Origin of the sequence: Salmonella sp. SSDFZ54, assembly GCF_004010735.1 — a bacterium.
Taxonomy (GTDB): domain Bacteria; phylum Pseudomonadota; class Gammaproteobacteria; order Enterobacterales; family Enterobacteriaceae; genus Salmonella; species Salmonella enterica.
Genome location: NZ_CP034821.1, coordinates 114,147 through 133,175, shown reverse-complemented (window position 1 = coordinate 133,175; position 19,029 = coordinate 114,147). Strand labels below are relative to the sequence as shown.

Sequence of the window (19,029 nt, the reverse complement as noted above, 5' to 3'; positions counted from 1 at the left end):
GGCGAACCGGGCGCTCCTGTTATGCGTATTGTTGGATGACGGCCAGAACGTCCGCCACGTTGTGTTTTGTCTCGATAATCCACCAGTTACCCGGGAAATCGCTGTTCTTCGCCTTCGCTGGCAGCCAGCGAGCGCCGAATTTCGCCTTGATTGCGTCTTTCGCACGGAAAAGAACGCCTTTCATGCCTGAGGCTTCCTGAAGCCCAAATACCTCGCCAGCGGCGAATTTTGGTGCGTACATCATCTTCAGGTCGGCGGTGGATACGCGATAATTCAGACCAAGAGACTGAGCTATGCTGGTGGCATCACCCTGTATTGATGATAACTCTTCTTGTTTCTCGTTTCTGGCGGCAATCTCTTCCTCCGTGATGTTGCCAAGGGCCAGGTTTATCCGATCAGCGTCGGCCTGTTTCTCTTCATCGGTGCGCCCGGCAAGAACCGTGTTAATTCTCTGCAATATCTCCACATGATTCTTGCGCATGCTGAGCAATTCCGGCGTAACCTCGTTAAGATCCACCAGCCCAAGGATGGCAAGGTCGGAAAACATTGATACCAGGTTGTAGGTCATGCGATAGCTGAGTTGACCATAGGCTGATGGCAACTGCACCGCATCCATTTTATAGGCATCCATAAATTTAGAGCCGTCGTTTACGACATCCGCAATTGCCGGTGTGATTTTTCCTGTGGTGGCGGCCTCCCTGATTGCTGTTACCCACGATTGAGTCAGCGCGGAAACTGCATGATTCAGATTGGCTTTGCGTTCTGCTGCAATGCGCGCGCTTGCAGCGTCCATTGACTGTTTGATCTCGTCTTTATTGCTGTAAATGCCAATGGTGCCAAACTGTGCTGTGGTGATCTCATAATCTGACGCCCGGAACTCATTGGTACCGAAAATGGCATTGGTGACTTCAAGTTCAGAATCCCCGTTACGAGTAGCCCCCTGGCTTGTTTTTTCCGGCATTCTGGCGATCGCATCCGCTATTTTCTCCTGAATTGCTTCAGGGGATAGCGTATCTCCGTATGACGCGATTACATCGCCATAATTGGAGCCAAACAGTTCAACCAGGAATGTTTCTGCCGAACGGATCTGGCGGTTATTCCCTTCCGACATCATACCAAGCACCCATTTTGCAATTGACGACTTCAGCGCGCCGTCACGGCGATCCGGGTAAACCGCATGCTTCAGTGGGTCCGTATAGGTACCAACAAAATCGATGCTATAGCCTGACTCTGTAGTCTGAACGCCGTATGAGTCAGTGATTTTGATCATGCCGCGCTGCTGGAAACGGTAGAAATCGTCACAGGAAATGATGTCGTTAATCCCGGCGATGGAGACGCCACCACTGATTTTCTGCATAACAGCATCTTCATCGGGAGTTACATCAACCTGTTTATCCAGCGTCTTCACATCCCAGTTACCCGATTTGGTGCCTTTGAAGGTAAAGATGATCTCCACGTCTGCGCGCTGGCTGTCGAAGTCCAGCGACTTAATGCGAACGATATCACCGGCACAATCATAGTATTGGCCTACACGCCATGAGCGATCGCCGATAACAAGGAACTCATTCGCATGGTTAACCAGATCAGGATCAACATCCAGAATGCCTTTATTTATTGCATCCTCCACCAGCGGGCGCAGGCGTTTGATATCCGTCGCGGCCTTCTGAGTACGGTTCAATAATTTCTCATAGCGGGAGATGGCCTGAGAGATATTAGCCTTGCGCTGAATGGCGCTTTTCAACGACGCGCGATACTGTGCTAACAACATACGGTCTGTGTGATGGACGCTACCCCAGCGGGCTTTCCAGTCTGCGTTATCAGCTGCTTTGGCCATTACCGCCTGTTTGAATTTGGCGACGTCGGCGGTGGTCTTTTCAAGTTCCGCTTTGCTTCGCTCCAATTCAGCGGTAAGTACCTCCACATCCTCACCAGCTGCGTGCTGCGCCTTGATGTAGTTCTGAAGGTCGATAGTAGCCTGTTCTTTCTGGCGAGCGCGTTTCGCAGCTTTCGCCTTATCCATTTGAACCTGCATCATTGCCAGACGTTCGCCGTCATCCTTCGCGGTATACATCTGCATTTCGATCATATCGTTGGCGTCGGCGTTCTCCATTTCTGACTTATCTGAACGGAGGATATCGGAGATCCAGCCTGCTTTACGCTTCAGCGTCTTCAGTCGGTATTCATCGAAAGACCCCTTGCCGCAGTAGTAGTGAACGCGAACGCTTGCACGGTTGGAGCCAACTCGGGCACCGCGACCGTTTCGTTGCGCAATACTGGCTGGAGTCCATGGCAACGTCAGATGATGGATGTCAGTCGTTCCTCGATGCAGGTTGATACCCACCTCTGCCTTTTTGTTGCAGATGATGATCGGAGTCCGGCCCTCCTGGAAGTCGGCTGCAATCTTTTCCAGACCGCCCAACGACATTTCATTTTGCTGCGCGATATAGGCGTCATACAGAGCCATTTGCTCGTTGTATTTCGCTATCTGTGCATCTGTTGGTTCATCCGGTAACTCTTTCGGCGGTTTAACCGCTTTCAGTTTCTTACCGGTTTTACCTGCCTCGGCAACCGTCTGAGCATTCAGTATCCCCACCTTTGAAGGTTCAAGGTTAAGAGCATTGCAGATAATGCGCTTGAGCTTCTGGTGCTGCGTTTTTTCATCGGTGAAGATGATTTGCTTACCTTCCGGGAAAAACTCCTTCAGCGTGGCAATCAGCTTCGCGTATTTGGGCGTAACGGGGTGAGTTACGGTCTGTTCGTCAATGCCAAACCTGGCCAGGCGCTTATTCACTTCCTGCTCGAACGCTTCCGGAACCTGCAACTGAATAAACTCGCCCTTATCTATCAGGGAGTATTGCGATTGCTGCGTGATTGAATCATCACTGTCGTCGTCTTCGCTGGTGGCTTGTTTAGGCAAACTGTCTGCCAGCTGCTGCACCGCATCGGCGTACTCCGGCAGGAAACGATAGGTGATCCGGCGATAGTACAGGTCCATGTCAGTACATACGCGGTCCATATCCCTGATTATTGAGAAGATCGGACGGGCTTTCTCGTGCTCAATCACGCCGTCTTCATTGACCGAGGTCGTTACACCATTGTTGGCTTTGGCCGCCGCTTCCGCCTGCTGACGCAATTCTTCATACGCCGCCAGTTGTTCTTCAGTAAGTGGTGCATCCTGCTGGTGTTCGTCCAGCTCCGGGATCTCCACGGTATCCTTAACGTCTTCCGCCGTTTTAAGCGTTACCCAGCGATGGAATATACCGCGCAGCGCATCAAGGTTTTCAAAGCCCACCAGCGCCATTTTTTCTTCAACTTCACCGCTAATTTTCTGTACCGTTTCCAGCCTGGTCTTGCCGAAGAATTTAACGAAGTCATCAGGACCGTAGATCCCCATGTTCTGCCAGTATTCCTTCGGCAGAACATGAGAAAGCATGTTGTATGCATCGATCGGGGTGTTAACGACTGGCGTTGCAGTCAGGAGAACCGGCCCGCGCCCACCATTCTTTTTCATCAGGTACGCGTTTTTAATTGCCATATCTCGCGCCGATTGCGCCACCGCGCTGGTGGGCAGATAGGCCAGTTGTGACGCTTCGCGACCATTTTTATAGCTATTGCGGTAGTTGTGACCTTCGTCAGCGATCACACTATCGAAGCCCATATCCTCAAAGTACGGATACTTCTCTGCTTTTTCGGTGCCGGTATCTGAATACTCCGACAATACCCGGCGACGCGCGGCCTCTTTGCGGTGGGAGTCGGAGTCCATTGCGCTGGCTACGCGTCCGGCGGCAACGAAGTCATAAAGCATATCCTGTGCATGCTCATCTACGGTGTCATCACGTAGCGGAATGCGGGCGTATTGTTCTTTGGTAAACACGACTGCACGGTAATTTGAGTGCGGGATCGCGTTCATCCGCGCCGTGATAGTGGCTTCATCTGCCAGCTTAAGAGCATCGCGCATAACTGGAGTGCCATCAGTACCAAGAACAGGTTTACCGTTCTCATCGAGCACCTGCACCTGGCGAATCTGATCGCCATCCATCAGCACATCAAGACCGACGAACAGGTAGTTACTGAATGCCTCTTCACTCAGGAATTCTTTTGCTTCGTAATACCAGTTTTCCAGCACTGATTTAGGCACTACATACGCAGTACGGGTGGAGCGACCGTTCTCATAGTTGAACGCCTCAAGCGCCAGCGCGGTCGTGGTTTTACCCAGCCCGGTGCCGAAGCCCAGGATGCCGCGCCCATCTTCGGACAGTCGGCGCACCTCGCTATTCTGGTAATCAAATGGCTGGCGCTTACCGCTTAATCCCTTCAACCCAAGCGGATCGCCAGAGTGTTCATACGGGATATTGCTATTGAACACATCGTTGTATTTGGCAACCAGCTCATCGTAGCGATCGTGCGTCTTGATCCACTTATTGAACTGGTCCTCAAGCAGTGCCATCTGCTCGCGGTAGCCGTTCGCCGTCGCGCTATCTTTGCCACCGATACGCGCACCATTGAGATACTTTTCCAGCTGTGCCGGGAACCCGGTCGCGTTTTCACCTGATTTACGGTCCCACTCGTAGCGGATCTCGCCTGTTTCTTTATCCTTGCGCTGGACGACACCGTATCGGTGCCCGACGAACAGACCATCACCACCGTGATAGGTGTCAGAAACCATTTCGTCGCCTTCCAGCTGCACTGACTGCACATAGCGAAGATCCGGATAGCCGTTTTCCTGCAAAAATTCCAGAATGACGGAACGGTCGAACCAACGGCTATTGAGCTTAAAGCGGATATTCTCTGCTGGCGTCTTGATGCGCTTCTCTTCGATCGCTGCCAGCTGATTAAGGACGTTGTTCTTTACTGGACCGTCGGGGAGTGTGGCAAGGAATTCCTGTTTTGGTGCCACTATCTCGTTAATGTCGCCGCTGGTGGCGCGGGCGAACGGAACAATCCCGCCATACGGTGAAACCGCAATGCCAGGGGTGCTGGCCAATAAATTAAGCAACTCGTCATCACTGGCTGGCAGTTCGCCGGTAAACGCAAGGCGGAAATCATCGAGCTGGATTGGATCGCGAGTGAGATCACTGTAGAGATAACGCAGGGTGTCCTGATAGCTGGTGGAGTCATAACTGGCGCTGGAATCATGCGTAACCAGTTTTCCTGTCAGCTCGTCAGAAATAGTGCCATCCAGCTTAATTGCACCACGGAAAGCAAACCAGGCGCGCGCACCGCTCCCCGATAATTTCGCTATCGGACCGCGACCGGGGTTACCAAAACGGTCAATCTCTGCCTGCAAACGGGATACCAGAGAAAGGCGCTGCTGTTCGATTTGTTCAGCACTATGCCCGGCGGCCTTCATGTCCTGATATTCAATTAACATCCGGCCAATCATCGCCCCGCGATACAAGCGTTCACGGTATTTTTCAGGCTGGCTGTTAATCCAGTCCACCAGCTGCACCATATCGTCGCTGATTGATGTGGTGTATTTATCGCGGACATTTGCCATCTGGGTAAATGTCATACCGAGACGGCCTTCTGTTGTAGTCAGGTTACGCTGAAGAGCCTCCCAGCTGTCCGCGCCATAACTGGCAACATCAATCTTCAGCTCCTTCCCTGCATCAGATTCAATCCAGCGACCACCAGCATATTTTTGCCATACGCCATTAATCAGGCGCATTTCCCCTTCATCAACAACGTCTGCGGTCGGTGACGGTTCAGCCATATTGAGCAAAGACCAGTCGATACGACTTTCGAAACGATGAATCAGCTTCGCTTTAAGAGCCTGGTTATCAATCTGCCCGTCGGCACGAACCTCAATACGCCCCTGGAAGCCCTTTTCCTGGGTACCATGAACAAACCGGCGGCCATCCTTTTCAAACCACTTGCCATAAATAAACGTTGGCCAAAGCACATTTGCCGATTCAAGAGTGCTTTCATCCACCAAGGGGATTTTCTCAGCCATCTCTGCCGGATGTTTGCGCATCAGCACCACATCAACGACTGTACTGGTCCCGTTTGCGTCAAAAGTACCGGTAGGCAAGCGGTGAGCGCCAAGAAATTCAGCTTTCCGTGATAGGCGCAGGCGTAACCGCTTCATGTTTGAACCTGAAACAATGGACGGCGGCACAATCACACACATGAATCCGCCAGGCTTTATCTTGTCCAGCATGCGGAGCATGAAGTAAGAACCCATGTCCGTTTCTTCTGCGTAAGGCTTATCGATGTTGCGTGTGTTATCACGACCGCCGAACGGAACGTTACCCACAACATGGTCGAATGAATCGTTAGGCGTGCTTACAGCCAGCTGTTCGAACGGGGAAATCTGTACGCTGTCTTCCGGGTGTAACAACTGGTTTATACGACCGGAAACACTGCTGATCTCAGTCGCGGTCATCACCGTACCAACCGGTTTTGTCTCATTAAAAACGCCGGTTCCCGCCGATGGTTCCAGAGTGTTACCTACGTCCGCGCCGTAGAGCTTCATGATCTCCCAGACACCTTCAGCGATAGGCTTTGGTGTGTAATATTCGGAGACGGACCCGCCAATGCCGCCTTCACCAGTGTACCCGGCCAGGATCTGGCGCTGTTCATCTGTCAGTGTCGCGCCGTCCACCAGCGAATTAAGCAAATCTATCGCCTTCTGATTCGCCTCCCGGCGCAGTCGGTCATAGCTTTTGCCTTCCACCTTTTCCACGCCGTATTTAATCGGCGCTCGGTGAGATGTTATTGTCCTAATGTATTTCAATATTTCGCTGACACTTGAACAGCGAAACACACCCATAGATAGCTTGTTCATTGGTAATCCTTAACAAGTGACTAGTGTTAAATTCCGTTCAAACACGATGCGAATTATTCTAATTAAGGTGCAATCTTGGCAGACAATAAAATCACGCTATCCTCGGTCAGGAAGGCGCTGGCGGGGGTTTTTAAAGACAACGGAGAACGGGACAACATCCTCCTGTCCGCGCTGGCTGTGCACGGCGGAAGTGGGTATTTGTTTTCTCGCGCAGGGGCACCGGTACAACTGTCCGGCTTCTTAGGCGGCAAACCGGGCGATAGTGGCATGGCTGGTGATGGGCTGGTGGATGGGAGTCGCTTTATCTTTGATGAAGTTCAACTGCCGGAAGACCGCTTGCAACGCTATCCGCTACTCGAAGAAATGGCGGTTTACAGCACGATCGCCACCGCTCTGAATATCCATATTACGCACGCGCTCTCTTTCGATAAGAAGACCGGACAAACCTTCTCTATCGTGCCGGTACACAACGGAAACGATAGTGACTATGACGCCGCGCAGGGGTTGTGTGACGAGCTGATGAACGACATCGGGCGAACCATCAACAAAGAGGTCGCCGGGTGGGCATTTATCATGTCTGTATTTGGGGTGGCTTATGTCAGGCCATACGCCAAAGAAGGCATAGGGATCACGTCTTTTGAGTGCTCCTATTACACCCTTCCGGGCTTCATCAAAGAGTTCGAGGTCAGCGGTAACCTGGCGGGATTTAGCGGCGATTATCTGAAGGACGCGTCAGGGAAAATGGTTTTCGCCGATCCGTGGGCCATTATCCCTATGAAAATCCCCTACTGGCGGCCTAAGTCAAACCTTATGCCTGTGCACACTGGCCATAAGGCTTACAGCCTGCTGGATAATCCGGAAGAGCGCACACCGATTGAAACCCAGAATTACGGGACCAGCTTGCTCGAATACGCCTACGAGCCGTACATGAATCTGCGTTCGGCGATCCGCTCACTGAAGGCAACGCGTTTTAATGCGTCGAAAATTGACCGAATCATCGGCCTGGCGATGAATAGTCTGGATCCGGTAAAAGCAGCCGATTATTCGCGCACCATTACTCAGACGCTTAAACGAGCAGCTGACCTGATGGAAAAGCGCGCACGCGGCGCGAATAACATGCCTACGGTGACCAATACCTTGCTGCCTATTATGGGCGACGGCAAGGGACAGATGACTATTGATACTCAGACCATCCAGGCTGACATCAACGGCATTGAAGACATTCTCACCTATATGCGCCAGCTGGCGGCAGCACTTGGCCTCGATTACACCCTCCTGGGGTGGGCAGATCAAATGTCCGGCGGGCTTGGTGAAGGTGGATTCCTGCGCACGGCAATTCAGGCCGCCATGCGCGCCTCATGGATCCAGCAGGGCGTAGATAAGTTCATTCTGCGGGCTATCGATATTCATCTTGCTTTCAAGTACGGCAAGGTATACCCGGAAGGTGATCGCCCGTACAAAATCGAATTCCACTCCGTTAATACCGCTCTGCAACAAGAGCACAACGATAACCGCGACTCGCAGGCGAACTACGCCACTATCGTTACGCAAATCCTCGATGCCGTCAGCAATAACAGCGTCCTCGCCAATTCCGATGCATTCAAACGTTACCTGTTTAGCGATGTGCTGGAAATTGACGAAAAAATCTCCGAAGCACTGGTGAACGAACTGAAAGCGAAAAGCGAGGACGACGATCACCTGATGGATTCCATCATCAAAACACCGCCACAGGAACTGGCGCAAATCCTTGAATCGGTCTTTAAAGAGGGAAACGATAATGACTGATGTTTTGAAAACGGTCACTGACCGCTTTTGTCTCTATAGCAATGCTCGAAAAGGTCGCCAGAACGGGCGACAGTATGTATTAAGCGCGGTAAAGGCCATGCTTGAAAGCAAGGAAACTCAGGAAGGTTTACGCCTTGGTGAGCTTTTCGGCTACTACGGCCACGGTCGCCGACAGCTGACTGGCAAACTGGAAGTACCAGAAACCAGCGTGATCATGGTGGAAGGTCGCCCGGTCGTAATCGACAATGTTCCAGCGTGCCGCACAGTGGCTATATCTGTTGACGACAACGGCATCGTTACCCATACACAGGAAATTCTTAACACAGAGCCGGGTAAAATTGTCGCCGCGATGATCGAAAGCCGAGCTGGTGGCTGGAGCTGGGCCACTGGCGGGCGCGAGTCCGGGAAAATCGCTGTAACCACCAGCTTCCATGGTGTGGATTATGTGACAACGCCGAACTATATCAGTCTGGATCATCCTGCCAGCGCCGGAATGTTTGAAAGCGCGGATTCTAAATCTCTACTGGCAGAGTCCCTGGCGGCGCATGGATACTCTGACGAGTCAGTGCAGGCCGTTATATCCCATTACAGTAAAATGGCTGAACTGGAAATGATGGTGGAGGCGACAGAGCGTACGGCAGAACTGGAAACCGCACTACTCGAAAGCCAGGGCCGCCACCTCGAAGCAATGGCCAAGATCGCAGATGCTGAAGCGCGAATCGCTTTGCTGGAGGAAACAGCGGGTATCCGCGACGATGTGCTGGCAGCAATGCAAGACGAACTGGATAACCTCCCGATCTTCGTCTCCGCCGCCCAAAAAGACGCATTCCGCCTCAAAGAACCTGGTGATGCAAAAATCGTTGCCACACTTTTCGAATCTCTGATCAAAGTTGGCGCACGCAACTTGCCTGTCACCAGGAAAATTAAGGAGGTTCCGCAAGCGGCTAACGTCCAGGCACCGCGTGAGACAAGCATCATCACGTTTAATAATTCAATCAATCCGTTCAAATAACCACCAAAAATAACCCCGGCAGCTGCCGGGGTTCTCGTTAACTATTATCACCTTCGCCTGCGTGCCATATATTTGCGCACCGCGCGGCCTGGACAATCTGAAGCTGTTTCTTTCTGCTGCATCAATCTTGCAGCCATGCTCAAAAATGTCAGGCACAGCCGAAGCCCGGCATACAATAGCGGTTCCAGTGGCCACGTCTCATTGAGCACATATACCGCCATGAAAATCGAGTCGAAAACTATCGCCGCCAGCGATAACTTCATTGTCGAAAGTCGGCGGAGCAGCCTGAGTTTATTCATTGACCAGCCCCGTCAGGCAAAGCTGGCGTTCTTTTTCACGGCGAATCTTTAAACCTCGCAAGGGCACGCCGTTACTGTTCACGAAATCAGGGAGATGGTTACACATATTCACCCATTCCCCTTTCTGCGCCCACTTGTGGATGGACGTTTCGACTCGCATGCCTCGCGCTTTGCTGTAGTAGGTCCGTAAACTATTGCATCCCATATTGAATGCCGCGCTTGTCATTGCACTGAAGGCATTATCGGGCATGTCTTTGCCCCGGAAGTGCTGATTAATACAGCGTTCAGCGATCAGGATATTCTTTTCCCAATCAGCGGCGATTTGCTGGTCGGTTTTTCGCACACCCGGCGTTACCCCGTGTGTATTACCGATCCCGTCAGTCCATACCCCCGCCGGGCACATGTATGGATCACGTCGGCAACCTTCAGCGTTACCAATCAGCTCAAGCCCCGCCTGGTTGGTTCGCACATTGCCATTACCCATCACGATGGTAATCATCACCGCGATAGCGCAAATTGCACCGCCTCCTGCGGCTGTTTTTCCCTTCATAAAGACCTCATAAGCGAATTTTTTACGCTCCAGGACAACACCCATTCACAGCCAATACCGACTGACTCGATCCCTTTAGAAGGCACAGGATAATGCAAATCACTTGTTAGCTACGTTTCAAAGATATACATTATTGCTCTAATTAATTTATTTTATTAGGTAAGATAAGTGGCACAACGCGGTGTAAACAAAGTCATCCTGATTGGTACCCTGGGGCAAGACCCGGAGATCAGGTATATACCAAATGGCGGAGCGGTCGGAAGACTCAGCATCGCAACGAATGAATCATGGCGCGACAAGCAAACGGGCCAACAGAAAGAGCAAACAGAATGGCATAAAGTCGTTTTGTTCGGAAAACTTGCTGAAATTGCGAGTGAGTATTTACGAAAAGGTTCTCAGGTCTACATCGAAGGGAAACTTAAAACCCGTAAGTGGACAGATGACGCCGGTGTAGAACGTTACACGACGGAAATTATCGTCAGCCAGGGCGGCACCATGCAAATGATCGGCGCTCGCCGTGACGATTCACAGTCCTCAAATGGCTGGGGGCAATCAAACCAACCTCAAAACCACCAGCAATACAGTGGTGGCGGTAAACCTCAGAGCAACGCCAATAACGAACCTCCAATGGACTTTGACGACGATATTCCGTTTTGAATGTGTAAAAAACGACTGAAAGAAAAGCGGTGGTCCAGACGCCAACAAAAGCACGAACTCGCTAAAAAACGCCAAAGTTGGCAATGGCACGCGTTTTTAACGAACAGAACACCACGAGATATTGCTTTCGCTGGTGGGAAAACATTCCTAACCCACCTGAAGACGCAATACATCAGTTTTTAAGCAGAGAAAAGACTATGACAGCACAAAAAACTAAAACCATTCAATACCGCCTACGTAATGGCCAGAGTGTCGAAGTGACCATCAATAATGATGGAGTACCTGGCGAAAAAGTTTCTATCTCTGATCTGGCTATCGAAAAAACCATCATGTGCCACCTTGGCTTTACTGAAGAAGTGAGCAAAAAGCATGGTGTAGCAATCTGGAGCGCAATGGATACTGGTATGCGCAAATTCATTACTGCTCGTACCCCAGGGATGACCATGATGGACCTCATGCAGATTGCGCCGCTGTTTGAATGTGAGCCTTTAGATGTATTCAGCAATCCAGCTATCTGCCAGCAGTTATATGGTGAGATGAAACTCGCGGTTACCCCCATTGTGCTGCATGAAGGATCGCTTGCTGGCGTGTGGAAAGTAGAGCGTATTTCAAGCTACATGCCATTCCACATCCATGTCAACGGCGTAATCGCAGGTGAAAATCAACCTGTTTCAGTTACAAAGTCAGACCTCAATCGCGCAATTCTTGAAGCAAGTTGTCGAGTTATCGGCCTGGGCAAACAGTCTTATGTTTCCTTCCCGGCTGGCCCTGAAGGCCCGGCAGAAATTCTGATTATGGATGCCGATCTGCTCTGGCAAATACAGTTTCTGATTGGCAAAAGCATCATCCGCGCTGAAGAACTCGATCAGTACATTACCTGCACGATGACAGATGAAGTCAAAAGTGTAGCTATAGCCAATGCCCGGAACCTATGTCGTGCTGCATTAACAGAACTGCAAGAAAACACCACGGAAGAAGTGGAAAGCGATTAAAAAAAATCCCGCCGATTGGCGGGATTTCTTCAATATACGATCTGGTCTACATGATCACCAAAATCATCGTCGTCGTCGTCCTCATCGCCACCATCTACTGCTGGCCAATCAACAAACCAGCCAGCGTAAAGATGTAGCGTTCGGAGAACATCACTTGCGGGAGCATCAAGGGTGTTAACGAATCCCATATAGCTATTGGGATTTGCCCCAGCTATGGCTTCAGCGATCATGTCCTCGGTAATGTCACCGGAGATAATGCTTAAACGCCCGGAAACTTCTTCATTATCATCAAATTCGATAATGGCATCTCCGCCTAATGGCGCTGCGATTTTAATCTGCATTATTTAGCTCCTTTGCCACACCTAATAACAGTTCCAGCAATCCGTCACCATTCATCAGTGATGCGGCAGCGGCCTCTTTGTCATGATACAACTGAAGAGCCATAGAGAATACTTCCGTTGCTGACGTTTTGGAAATAGTCGGAGATTTCTGCCGAATTTTCCCGGTGTTACTTACTGAGGCTGGCGGGTATACCTTCGCCATATAAATATTACTCAATCGAGATCTGAAGCACCATTCAGGCTTGCCACGCCCACCGATATTGACGAAAGATGGCTTATCCCCTTCAACATTGGCCTTCAGGAATGACCGGGCTTTCTCTAACAAACCAGGGTTACTGTACTCAAGATGATGACCCAGCTCGTGCCACAGTGCACTTGCATTTTCATCGTTCAAATTGACAGCAACAACACCATTAAGATTTGCGTATGCCCTTCCCTGGTGGTGAACTACCTTTGATAAGGTCGATATTTTCCCGCCGGTCAGGCGATAAATATCAGCAAGTTCCTTGCGCAGGTCTATCCCACCATTCTGTCCAGCGCGGACTTCTTCCACTTCTTCTGTGATAAAAGAGTCGGCCCACTCAAGAGCTTTTTCTTCAGATACGGATGAGTTTGCGATCACACTGTTCATGGCAGATAACACTTTCTCGTGGACCGAACCCATACTTCGCTGATTCATTTGCCAGCGTATCTGCGGGTTATATGAGAATCGCTTAAGTAGTTGGTCAAGCTGCTCAAGTTCTTCTTCACTGACATACTTTTTAGCCTCACCAATAATGCCAGGGAGAATATTGCCGTTAGGATTAAACGCTCGCGAAAGGAAGAGTTTCAGCGCCCCCATGCCCTCCGATGCTTCAATATCACCAATAACCCGGTTAACAATGGCCGCACTCTTCGGATTAGCATCCGCCAACGCTCTGGCTACGATTTGCAGGGACGATACGACCTCACGCTGCATATCAGTCCTGATCTCATCAATAAACTCTGGCGTTATGCCGTGCTCTTTAAGAATATCCCGGCCTTCCGCCGTTACCCCATCGATATCACCGACATGTTTATTAACACGACTTTGCAATGCCTTAAATGCCTTCAGAATTCCACGGACATCATCCGCTTTACTAACGGCCTTCCTGAATGCTGGCAAGAAGTCTGAGTTAACCTCATTTTGTTGATCGGCCCACTGAATGGAGGCTTCTTTCATCTCGTCCAGAGTCAGATCACCCAACGCGGTATGGTCTGTGAATATGAGCGACAACCTCTGAACCATTTCTGCCAATGGTGATGCCGAATGCGCCGCGCTAAGGAATGCTTTCACCCTGGTTGGGCGAATGGAAAACCAGTCAATAGCTGGTGGCATATCTCCGTTTTTTATCGCCTGCGCTATCTCGTCAAAGCCATCGCGCCCAAGGGAGGATGCGTGATTTAACAAGCCGCGAAGTAACGAATTGCTGATACCGAATAATCGGCACCATTTTTTCACGTCGGCAACAGGCATTCGAACAAAATGCGCAAGCACTTGTACAAGCTGTTCATCCTGGGGATCTGTACGGGAAAGCAGCCTGATCAGATGAATAATGTCTTTGATGCCGGATGCCCGATGTAATAGCAAACTGGTATATGGAGCAACATCATTGTAACTACCGCCGGAAACGGACTCGAAAAGACCGCCGGATATCCCTTGCATGCCTTCGTTTTCCAGTTCCTGAGACACCTGGCGAAGGATATCCTGTAACGACACATCACCACCGCCAAACATATCCCCCAGCGCCTGGCCCTGGTGCTGTAACTCATCATTGATACGTTGAGCCATCAACTTAAAGGCGGAGGCCATACGCTTCGCGCTACGGTTATTCGCGACGATGAACAACGCGAGTGCTTTCACTTCCGGGGCCGTTTCGCTGAACATATCCCCCTGAGCAATAACATCGGTAATATGCTGGCCTGACTCCTTCGATTGCCTTACCAGGTCTACCGCATCTTTCAATGCCGCCAGCGCCTTTTTATCGAGGCTATCCGCTGTCTCAATGCCATCAACAATAGTTGTCACAGCCTGCTTGTGCGCTTCTCCTGATAAAGCCTGCATCTGGACAAAATCATTGGCTGCCGCATTAAGCGCCGTCAGAACATTACGCATGTCCGGATCAGGTTCTTCTGCAACCATCCTTACCAGGCGCGCATCCTTATATGCCTTGGCAAAGATCGCGTTTTGTATACGGTCTACAAGTTGCCGTGTTGGTCGCCCATCTTCAGTTACAAGGCCAGCCGCCTGTGTGGCACCAACTTGCGTCATAAATCCGCGAATAAACGCGTCATTACTGCGGCTAAGCAGATCTCCGCTTTCTGACGGGTTAAAAAGCGCCATCATCGCCGGTGTTATGCTGTCGGCATCAACAAAAGCCTTTTCACTGGCTGCCATTTCCTGAAGATCAGAAATATTTGAGTCCTTGGCAAACTGAACGCGGTCAACCTTGGTTAACCGGCGGCGCACCAGTACCGGAGCCGTCATTGATTCAACCTTTTCAGGTCGTATGCCGAATTCGGTCGCATGTTCAATCAGGTACTCCCGATACCGATCCGCATTACCGTCCTGATAGGCTTTAATGATCCCCATGGTACGTCCATTACCTGACTCAACTGCATTGTCCTCACCAATTATCGGTGCGCCATGGCTGGATAATCCGGAATCGGTAAGCTGAGCAGGCCGCAAATCTTTGGATATCTGGTTAACCTGAAGAAGGCTGGATGCGCGGGTCCGGTCACGCGGCTGAAGTTCCTGGGGATAGTCAGGATTAATTTTCCCATCCAGAGTATTGGATACCAAAATAGCTGAGGCATCGACGATATCAAACGCTGTTTTTACCTCGTCTCCCTTCGCTGTCACCACATACGAAACCCGCCCATAATCGGGCAGGTTCTTTAGCAGCTCGATCAGCGTTTCTATGCTGGTGGCCATTACCACCTGATCGCTTAAGCTCATCCCTGTTACGCCTTATCCAATGTGCCGCCCCCTACGCTCCTCATAGTGGGGATATAAGGCACAGTTTTCCTCCCGGCTATTTTTGCTTAAAATAGTGACATGAAACAACAGGTGTCATTCAAATTCCGGTTAAAACCAGATGGTCAACAGGAGCGTCAAATGAGGCGCTTTGCCGGAGCTTGTCGTTTCGTTTTCAACCGTGCTCTGGCGCTTCAGAATGAGAATCATGAGGCCGGTAAAAAATACATCCCTTACACGAAAATGGCTTCCTGGTTGGTTGAGTGGAAAAAAGACACTGAAACCGAATGGCTTAAAGATTCTCCCTCACAGCCATTGCAACAGTCACTGAAAGACCTTGAGCGGGCTTACAAAAACTTCTTCCAGAATCGGGCTGCTTTTCCCCGATTCAAAAAGCGGGGACAGAATGATGCATTCCGCTACCCGCAGGGCGTTAAGCTCGATCAGGAAAACAGCCGTATTTTTCTGCCGAAACTTGGCTGGATGCGCTACCGGAATAGCCGTCAGGTCACGGGTGTTGTGAAAAATGTCACTGTCAGCCAGTCCTGCGGTAAGTGGTACATCAGTATTCAGACAGAAAGAGAGGTATCCACTCCTGTTCACCCTTCAGCATCAATGGTCGGACTGGATGCTGGCGTGGCTAAACTCGCCACGCTGTCAGATGGCACAGTCTTTGAACCTGTAAATAGTTTTCAGAAAAACCAGAAGAAGCTGGCGAGACTTCAGCGACAGTTAAGCCGCAAGGTCAGATTCAGCAACAACTGGCAGATGCAGAAACGCAAAATACAGCGACTGCATTTTCGTATCGCAAACATCCGCAGAGACTACCTTCATAAAATCACAACGATCATCAGCAAAAACCACGCAATGATTGTCATTGAGGATTTGAAGGTTAAATACATGTCAAAGTCAGCGGCGGGTACGATAAGTCAGCCGGGGCGCAATGTCCGGGCAAAATCAGGTTTAAACCGTTCGATACTGGATCAGGGCTGGTATGAAATGCGCCGCCAGCTTGAGTACAAGCAGCTCTGGCGTGGCGGTCAGGTACTGGCAGTGCCGCCAGCGTACACAAGCCAGCGTTGCGCGTGCTGTGGCCATACAGCGAAAGAAAACCGCCTGTCACAAAGTAAATTCGTGTGTCGGGATTGTGGATATACAGCGAACGCCGATGTAAACGGCGCTCGTAACATTTTAGCGGCGGGGCACGCCGTGCTTGCCTGTGGAGGGATGGTGCAGTCAGACCGCCCGTTGAAGCAGGAACCCTCCGAAATGATTCAGGCGACAGCCTGAACATAGCAGGAATCCACACCCCGAAGGGCGTGGAGGATGTCACGCTGCCTCTTTAATGTTGGCGGCTATCCATGCCGCCGTGTGCTGTTTAACCTGGTCCAGGTCGATGTATGTGCCAACATATTGACTCAAATCCTGCAAGGTACCGATAAATGCATCGGTGCTCTGATCGACGAATTTATCAGCCAGGAAATCAGCAACCAGTTTTGGCACGCCATCATGTACCGAAGGTTGTTTTTCCTCGCCACTACTGCCGCCGGACACACCGTACCCCATCTGTTGCATGATCTGGTCAATTTCATCGCTGATATCCAGCAACTCCATGCCACGCGCGGTAGCCGCTTTGGACATCAGAGCATCCAACTTATCGCTGAGATCCATTAACTCAATAGCTGATAGTGTCATGCCGCTACCCCCGCTTTCTGGATTGCTACCAGCAGATCAGCCAGGTGGCGAGCAGCGCCATTAACTAGCTCTTCGTTTTCCTCAAAACGCCCGGCAGCCTGAAGGGCTGCAATCGCTTCCCGGACATTACCCCGGGCGTTACGGATCTCCGCCATGTCAGTGCTTTGCATATCCATCACGTTATTGAGATATTCAATGGCTTTATTAGCCGCTGCATCTGCTTCGCTAACCGTTTCATCAGGCTGTGCCGGGGCAGGTTCTGGCTGAGTAATCTCACCGACTTCGGCCTGCAATGCATTGATCATGCTCTGCACCATTTTCTCGGTGCCAGCGCCCCCCGGAAACGCAATATTGGGGAAAGTTTTTTGAAACTGAGTTTTCAGCATTACGCGGAACTCGTCTGGTGAGCTGGTGGCCAGCTCCAGAGCTTTTTGTGCATATTTGCCAAACGGACCATTAGTAAGTGTCTTCGCCAGGAAGTCGAAAGAATCCTCGTGAGGCAATAACTTCAGGTCGTACTCACTCATTTGCTGATCAGAAAGCGGGGTATCGTAAGTAGCAATGCCGTAGCGTGCATATTCATAATACGGGTCACCTTCATCAGGGCGCGGCAGAATTGCTTTGTTACCTTCAGGTATTGCGCCAGGGGCCGCCGGACGCATTTGCAGGGCATATCGATATGCACCTACAGAGACTTCTGGTTCAGGCGAAGAGCTACCGGTATCCTCCGCTGGTTCAGGTTCGACGTTTTCCGGTTTATGTTCTTCTGGTTGGACCAGGTATTCCGATACATTACCCGCTTTATAGGCTTTAAACAGCTTGCCGATCGCATCTGCCATGTCCACACCCTGTATGGATTTAGCCTTGATCATGTACACGCTGCCATCCGAATCGCTTAACTGGATATACCCTTCGCCGTCCTCAATGAATTGCTTCATTGATGCACCATTACTGAGCGTCACTTCCCCGTTCATATGCATACGATTTTTGATACTGGCAAGGCGATCCGTCAGCGCGCGAGAGTGCCCACCAGTCATCCCCGCTGGAGCAATGGTATCGCGCCCACCAGTGCGATTGAGCTGATCAATCTCCGTCTGCAAACGCTCATTCTCTTCATAAAGAGAATCCGCTTCCGATGCAACAGCGTTAATTTTCTGCTCCAGATCTGCCTTCTGCCCTTCTACCGCTGCCACCTGATCCGCGAGGTCGCTCATGGCATCCTCTTTCTGGTCACTGTCAGCCTGTAGTTGGGTTATTTCATCAACAAGGGCTTTTTTCTTCTTCTGCGCACGCTGGAATTTTGCCGAGTTTTTCTCTGCAAGGTTGGCAAGTTTCATGGTGACCTGCGCCAGCGTCATATCACGTCCACTCATCGGAGCAACGGTGTGAGTAACGTCTTTTTTATTCAGTAAGAACTGGAAAGCAACCAGCGTATCGCTATTGGTGATCCGGTTTTCCGCTGTCGGGCTATGAAACAGAATGCTGATAGTCTGACCATCACTGAGCGGAATAATGGCTGGCAAGACCGGCAGCCCGTTAACGTTACGTGCCCGGCCAATTTCAGCGCCGCCGATCGCGCGCGCGCCGCTCTGGGCCACATCCCCCGTTTTATCACTCCCCGCAGAGATTCCGGTACCATTCAGCTTCTGGTTCAATGCCCGGACAAATGCCTGCATGGTCCGGTGTAACTGCAAACGAGTAGAACTAATCGCCTCCAGTAAATCCGTAGCACACCAGTGGATCGGCGTGTCATAGAAGAACGTAGCCTCGATTTCCTCCAGGGTGTTGGATTCCGTCATCAGATAGCGGTCCTCACCGGCCATTAATGCGCGATATTCATCATCAGTCACTGGCGGGGGAAGCACGTCAAGCCCAGGCTTGATCGTCACCCCTTTATTGATATTGAACTGTTCCAT

The 19,029-nt window shown here is 50.8% G+C and carries 11 protein-coding genes; 5 read left to right on the top strand and 6 right to left on the bottom strand.

The features are described from left to right. Positions 1-19 precede the first annotated feature (19 nt). A complete protein-coding gene (locus EOS97_RS26325; RefSeq protein WP_127836228.1) occupies positions 20-6,787 on the bottom strand; it encodes an N-6 DNA methylase in 6,768 nt (2,255 codons plus the stop codon). A 75-nt stretch (positions 6,788-6,862) separates the two neighbouring features. On the opposite strand from EOS97_RS26325, the gene EOS97_RS26320 reads away from it, so the two are divergent. Together EOS97_RS26320 and EOS97_RS26315 are read left to right on the top strand one after the other, a co-directional pair. Next, positions 6,863-8,572 (top strand): phage portal protein, encoded by a 1,710-nt coding sequence (locus tag EOS97_RS26320; protein WP_127836227.1) that lies wholly within the window; start codon positions 6,863-6,865, stop codon positions 8,570-8,572. Then, on the top strand, positions 8,565-9,584 hold the full coding sequence (locus EOS97_RS26315; RefSeq protein WP_001749388.1) for a head processing protein: 1,020 nt from the start codon (positions 8,565-8,567) through the stop codon (positions 9,582-9,584). The genes EOS97_RS26320 and EOS97_RS26315 overlap by 8 nt, the downstream gene beginning before the upstream one ends. Before the next feature lie 291 nt (positions 9,585-9,875). Here EOS97_RS26315 and EOS97_RS26305 read toward each other — a convergent pair whose 3' ends face one another. Then, on the bottom strand, positions 9,876-10,433 hold the full coding sequence (locus EOS97_RS26305; RefSeq protein ID WP_001345478.1) for a lysozyme: 558 nt from the start codon (positions 10,431-10,433) through the stop codon (positions 9,876-9,878). A 168-nt stretch (positions 10,434-10,601) separates the two neighbouring features. On the opposite strand from EOS97_RS26305, the gene EOS97_RS26300 reads away from it, so the two are divergent. Together EOS97_RS26300 and EOS97_RS26295 are read left to right on the top strand one after the other, a co-directional pair. Further along, positions 10,602-11,090: a single-stranded DNA-binding protein gene (locus EOS97_RS26300; protein WP_000068865.1), complete on the top strand. Its 489-nt coding sequence runs from the start codon at positions 10,602-10,604 to the stop codon at positions 11,088-11,090. A 197-nt stretch (positions 11,091-11,287) separates the two neighbouring features. Beyond that, complete coding sequence (locus EOS97_RS26295) at positions 11,288-12,082, top strand: hypothetical protein (RefSeq protein ID WP_127836226.1); 795 nt, start codon at positions 11,288-11,290, stop codon at positions 12,080-12,082. A 29-nt stretch (positions 12,083-12,111) separates the two neighbouring features. Here EOS97_RS26295 and EOS97_RS26290 read toward each other — a convergent pair whose 3' ends face one another. Further along, positions 12,112-12,423 carry a hypothetical protein gene (locus EOS97_RS26290; RefSeq protein ID WP_001165933.1) on the bottom strand — a complete coding sequence of 104 codons (312 nt, stop codon included), beginning with the start codon at positions 12,421-12,423 and terminating at the stop codon, positions 12,112-12,114. Beyond that, entirely contained in the window at positions 12,413-15,400 is a 2,988-nt protein-coding gene (locus EOS97_RS26285; RefSeq protein WP_127836225.1) for a hypothetical protein, read from the bottom strand. The genes EOS97_RS26290 and EOS97_RS26285 overlap by 11 nt, the downstream gene beginning before the upstream one ends. Positions 15,401-15,499: 99 nt before the next feature. Here EOS97_RS26285 and EOS97_RS26280 point away from each other — a divergent pair, with 99 nt between their 5' ends. After that, complete coding sequence (locus EOS97_RS26280; RefSeq protein WP_127836224.1) at positions 15,500-16,708, top strand: RNA-guided endonuclease TnpB family protein; 1,209 nt, start codon at positions 15,500-15,502, stop codon at positions 16,706-16,708. 39 nt (positions 16,709-16,747) lie between these two features. Here the strand turns inward: EOS97_RS26280 and EOS97_RS26275 are convergent, their stop codons facing one another. Both EOS97_RS26275 and EOS97_RS26270 read right to left on the bottom strand, forming a co-directional pair. Next, positions 16,748-17,113, bottom strand: coding sequence for a ddrA (locus EOS97_RS26275; RefSeq protein ID WP_072649192.1), 366 nt, complete (start codon positions 17,111-17,113; stop codon positions 16,748-16,750). Further along, positions 17,110-19,029 (bottom strand): hypothetical protein, encoded by a 1,920-nt coding sequence (locus EOS97_RS26270; RefSeq protein ID WP_072649193.1) that lies wholly within the window; start codon positions 19,027-19,029, stop codon positions 17,110-17,112. The genes EOS97_RS26275 and EOS97_RS26270 overlap by 4 nt, the downstream gene beginning before the upstream one ends.

What these genes read in the sequence shown, in the direction of transcription:
- EOS97_RS26270 (WP_072649193.1), bottom strand. Translation starts at nt 19,029, where the DNA reads ATGGAACAGTTCAATATCAATAAAGGGGTGACGATCAAGCCTGGGCTT.
- EOS97_RS26305 (WP_001345478.1), bottom strand. Translation starts at nt 10,433, where the DNA reads ATGAAGGGAAAAACAGCCGCAGGAGGCGGTGCAATTTGCGCTATCGCG.
- EOS97_RS26290 (WP_001165933.1), bottom strand. Translation starts at nt 12,423, where the DNA reads ATGCAGATTAAAATCGCAGCGCCATTAGGCGGAGATGCCATTATCGAA.
- EOS97_RS26325 (WP_127836228.1), bottom strand. Translation starts at nt 6,787, where the DNA reads ATGAACAAGCTATCTATGGGTGTGTTTCGCTGTTCAAGTGTCAGCGAA.
- EOS97_RS26285 (WP_127836225.1), bottom strand. Translation starts at nt 15,400, where the DNA reads ATGAGCTTAAGCGATCAGGTGGTAATGGCCACCAGCATAGAAACGCTG.
- EOS97_RS26315 (WP_001749388.1), top strand. Translation starts at nt 8,565, where the DNA reads ATGACTGATGTTTTGAAAACGGTCACTGACCGCTTTTGTCTCTATAGC.
- EOS97_RS26295 (WP_127836226.1), top strand. Translation starts at nt 11,288, where the DNA reads ATGACAGCACAAAAAACTAAAACCATTCAATACCGCCTACGTAATGGC.
- EOS97_RS26280 (WP_127836224.1), top strand. Translation starts at nt 15,500, where the DNA reads ATGAAACAACAGGTGTCATTCAAATTCCGGTTAAAACCAGATGGTCAA.
- EOS97_RS26275 (WP_072649192.1), bottom strand. Translation starts at nt 17,113, where the DNA reads ATGACACTATCAGCTATTGAGTTAATGGATCTCAGCGATAAGTTGGAT.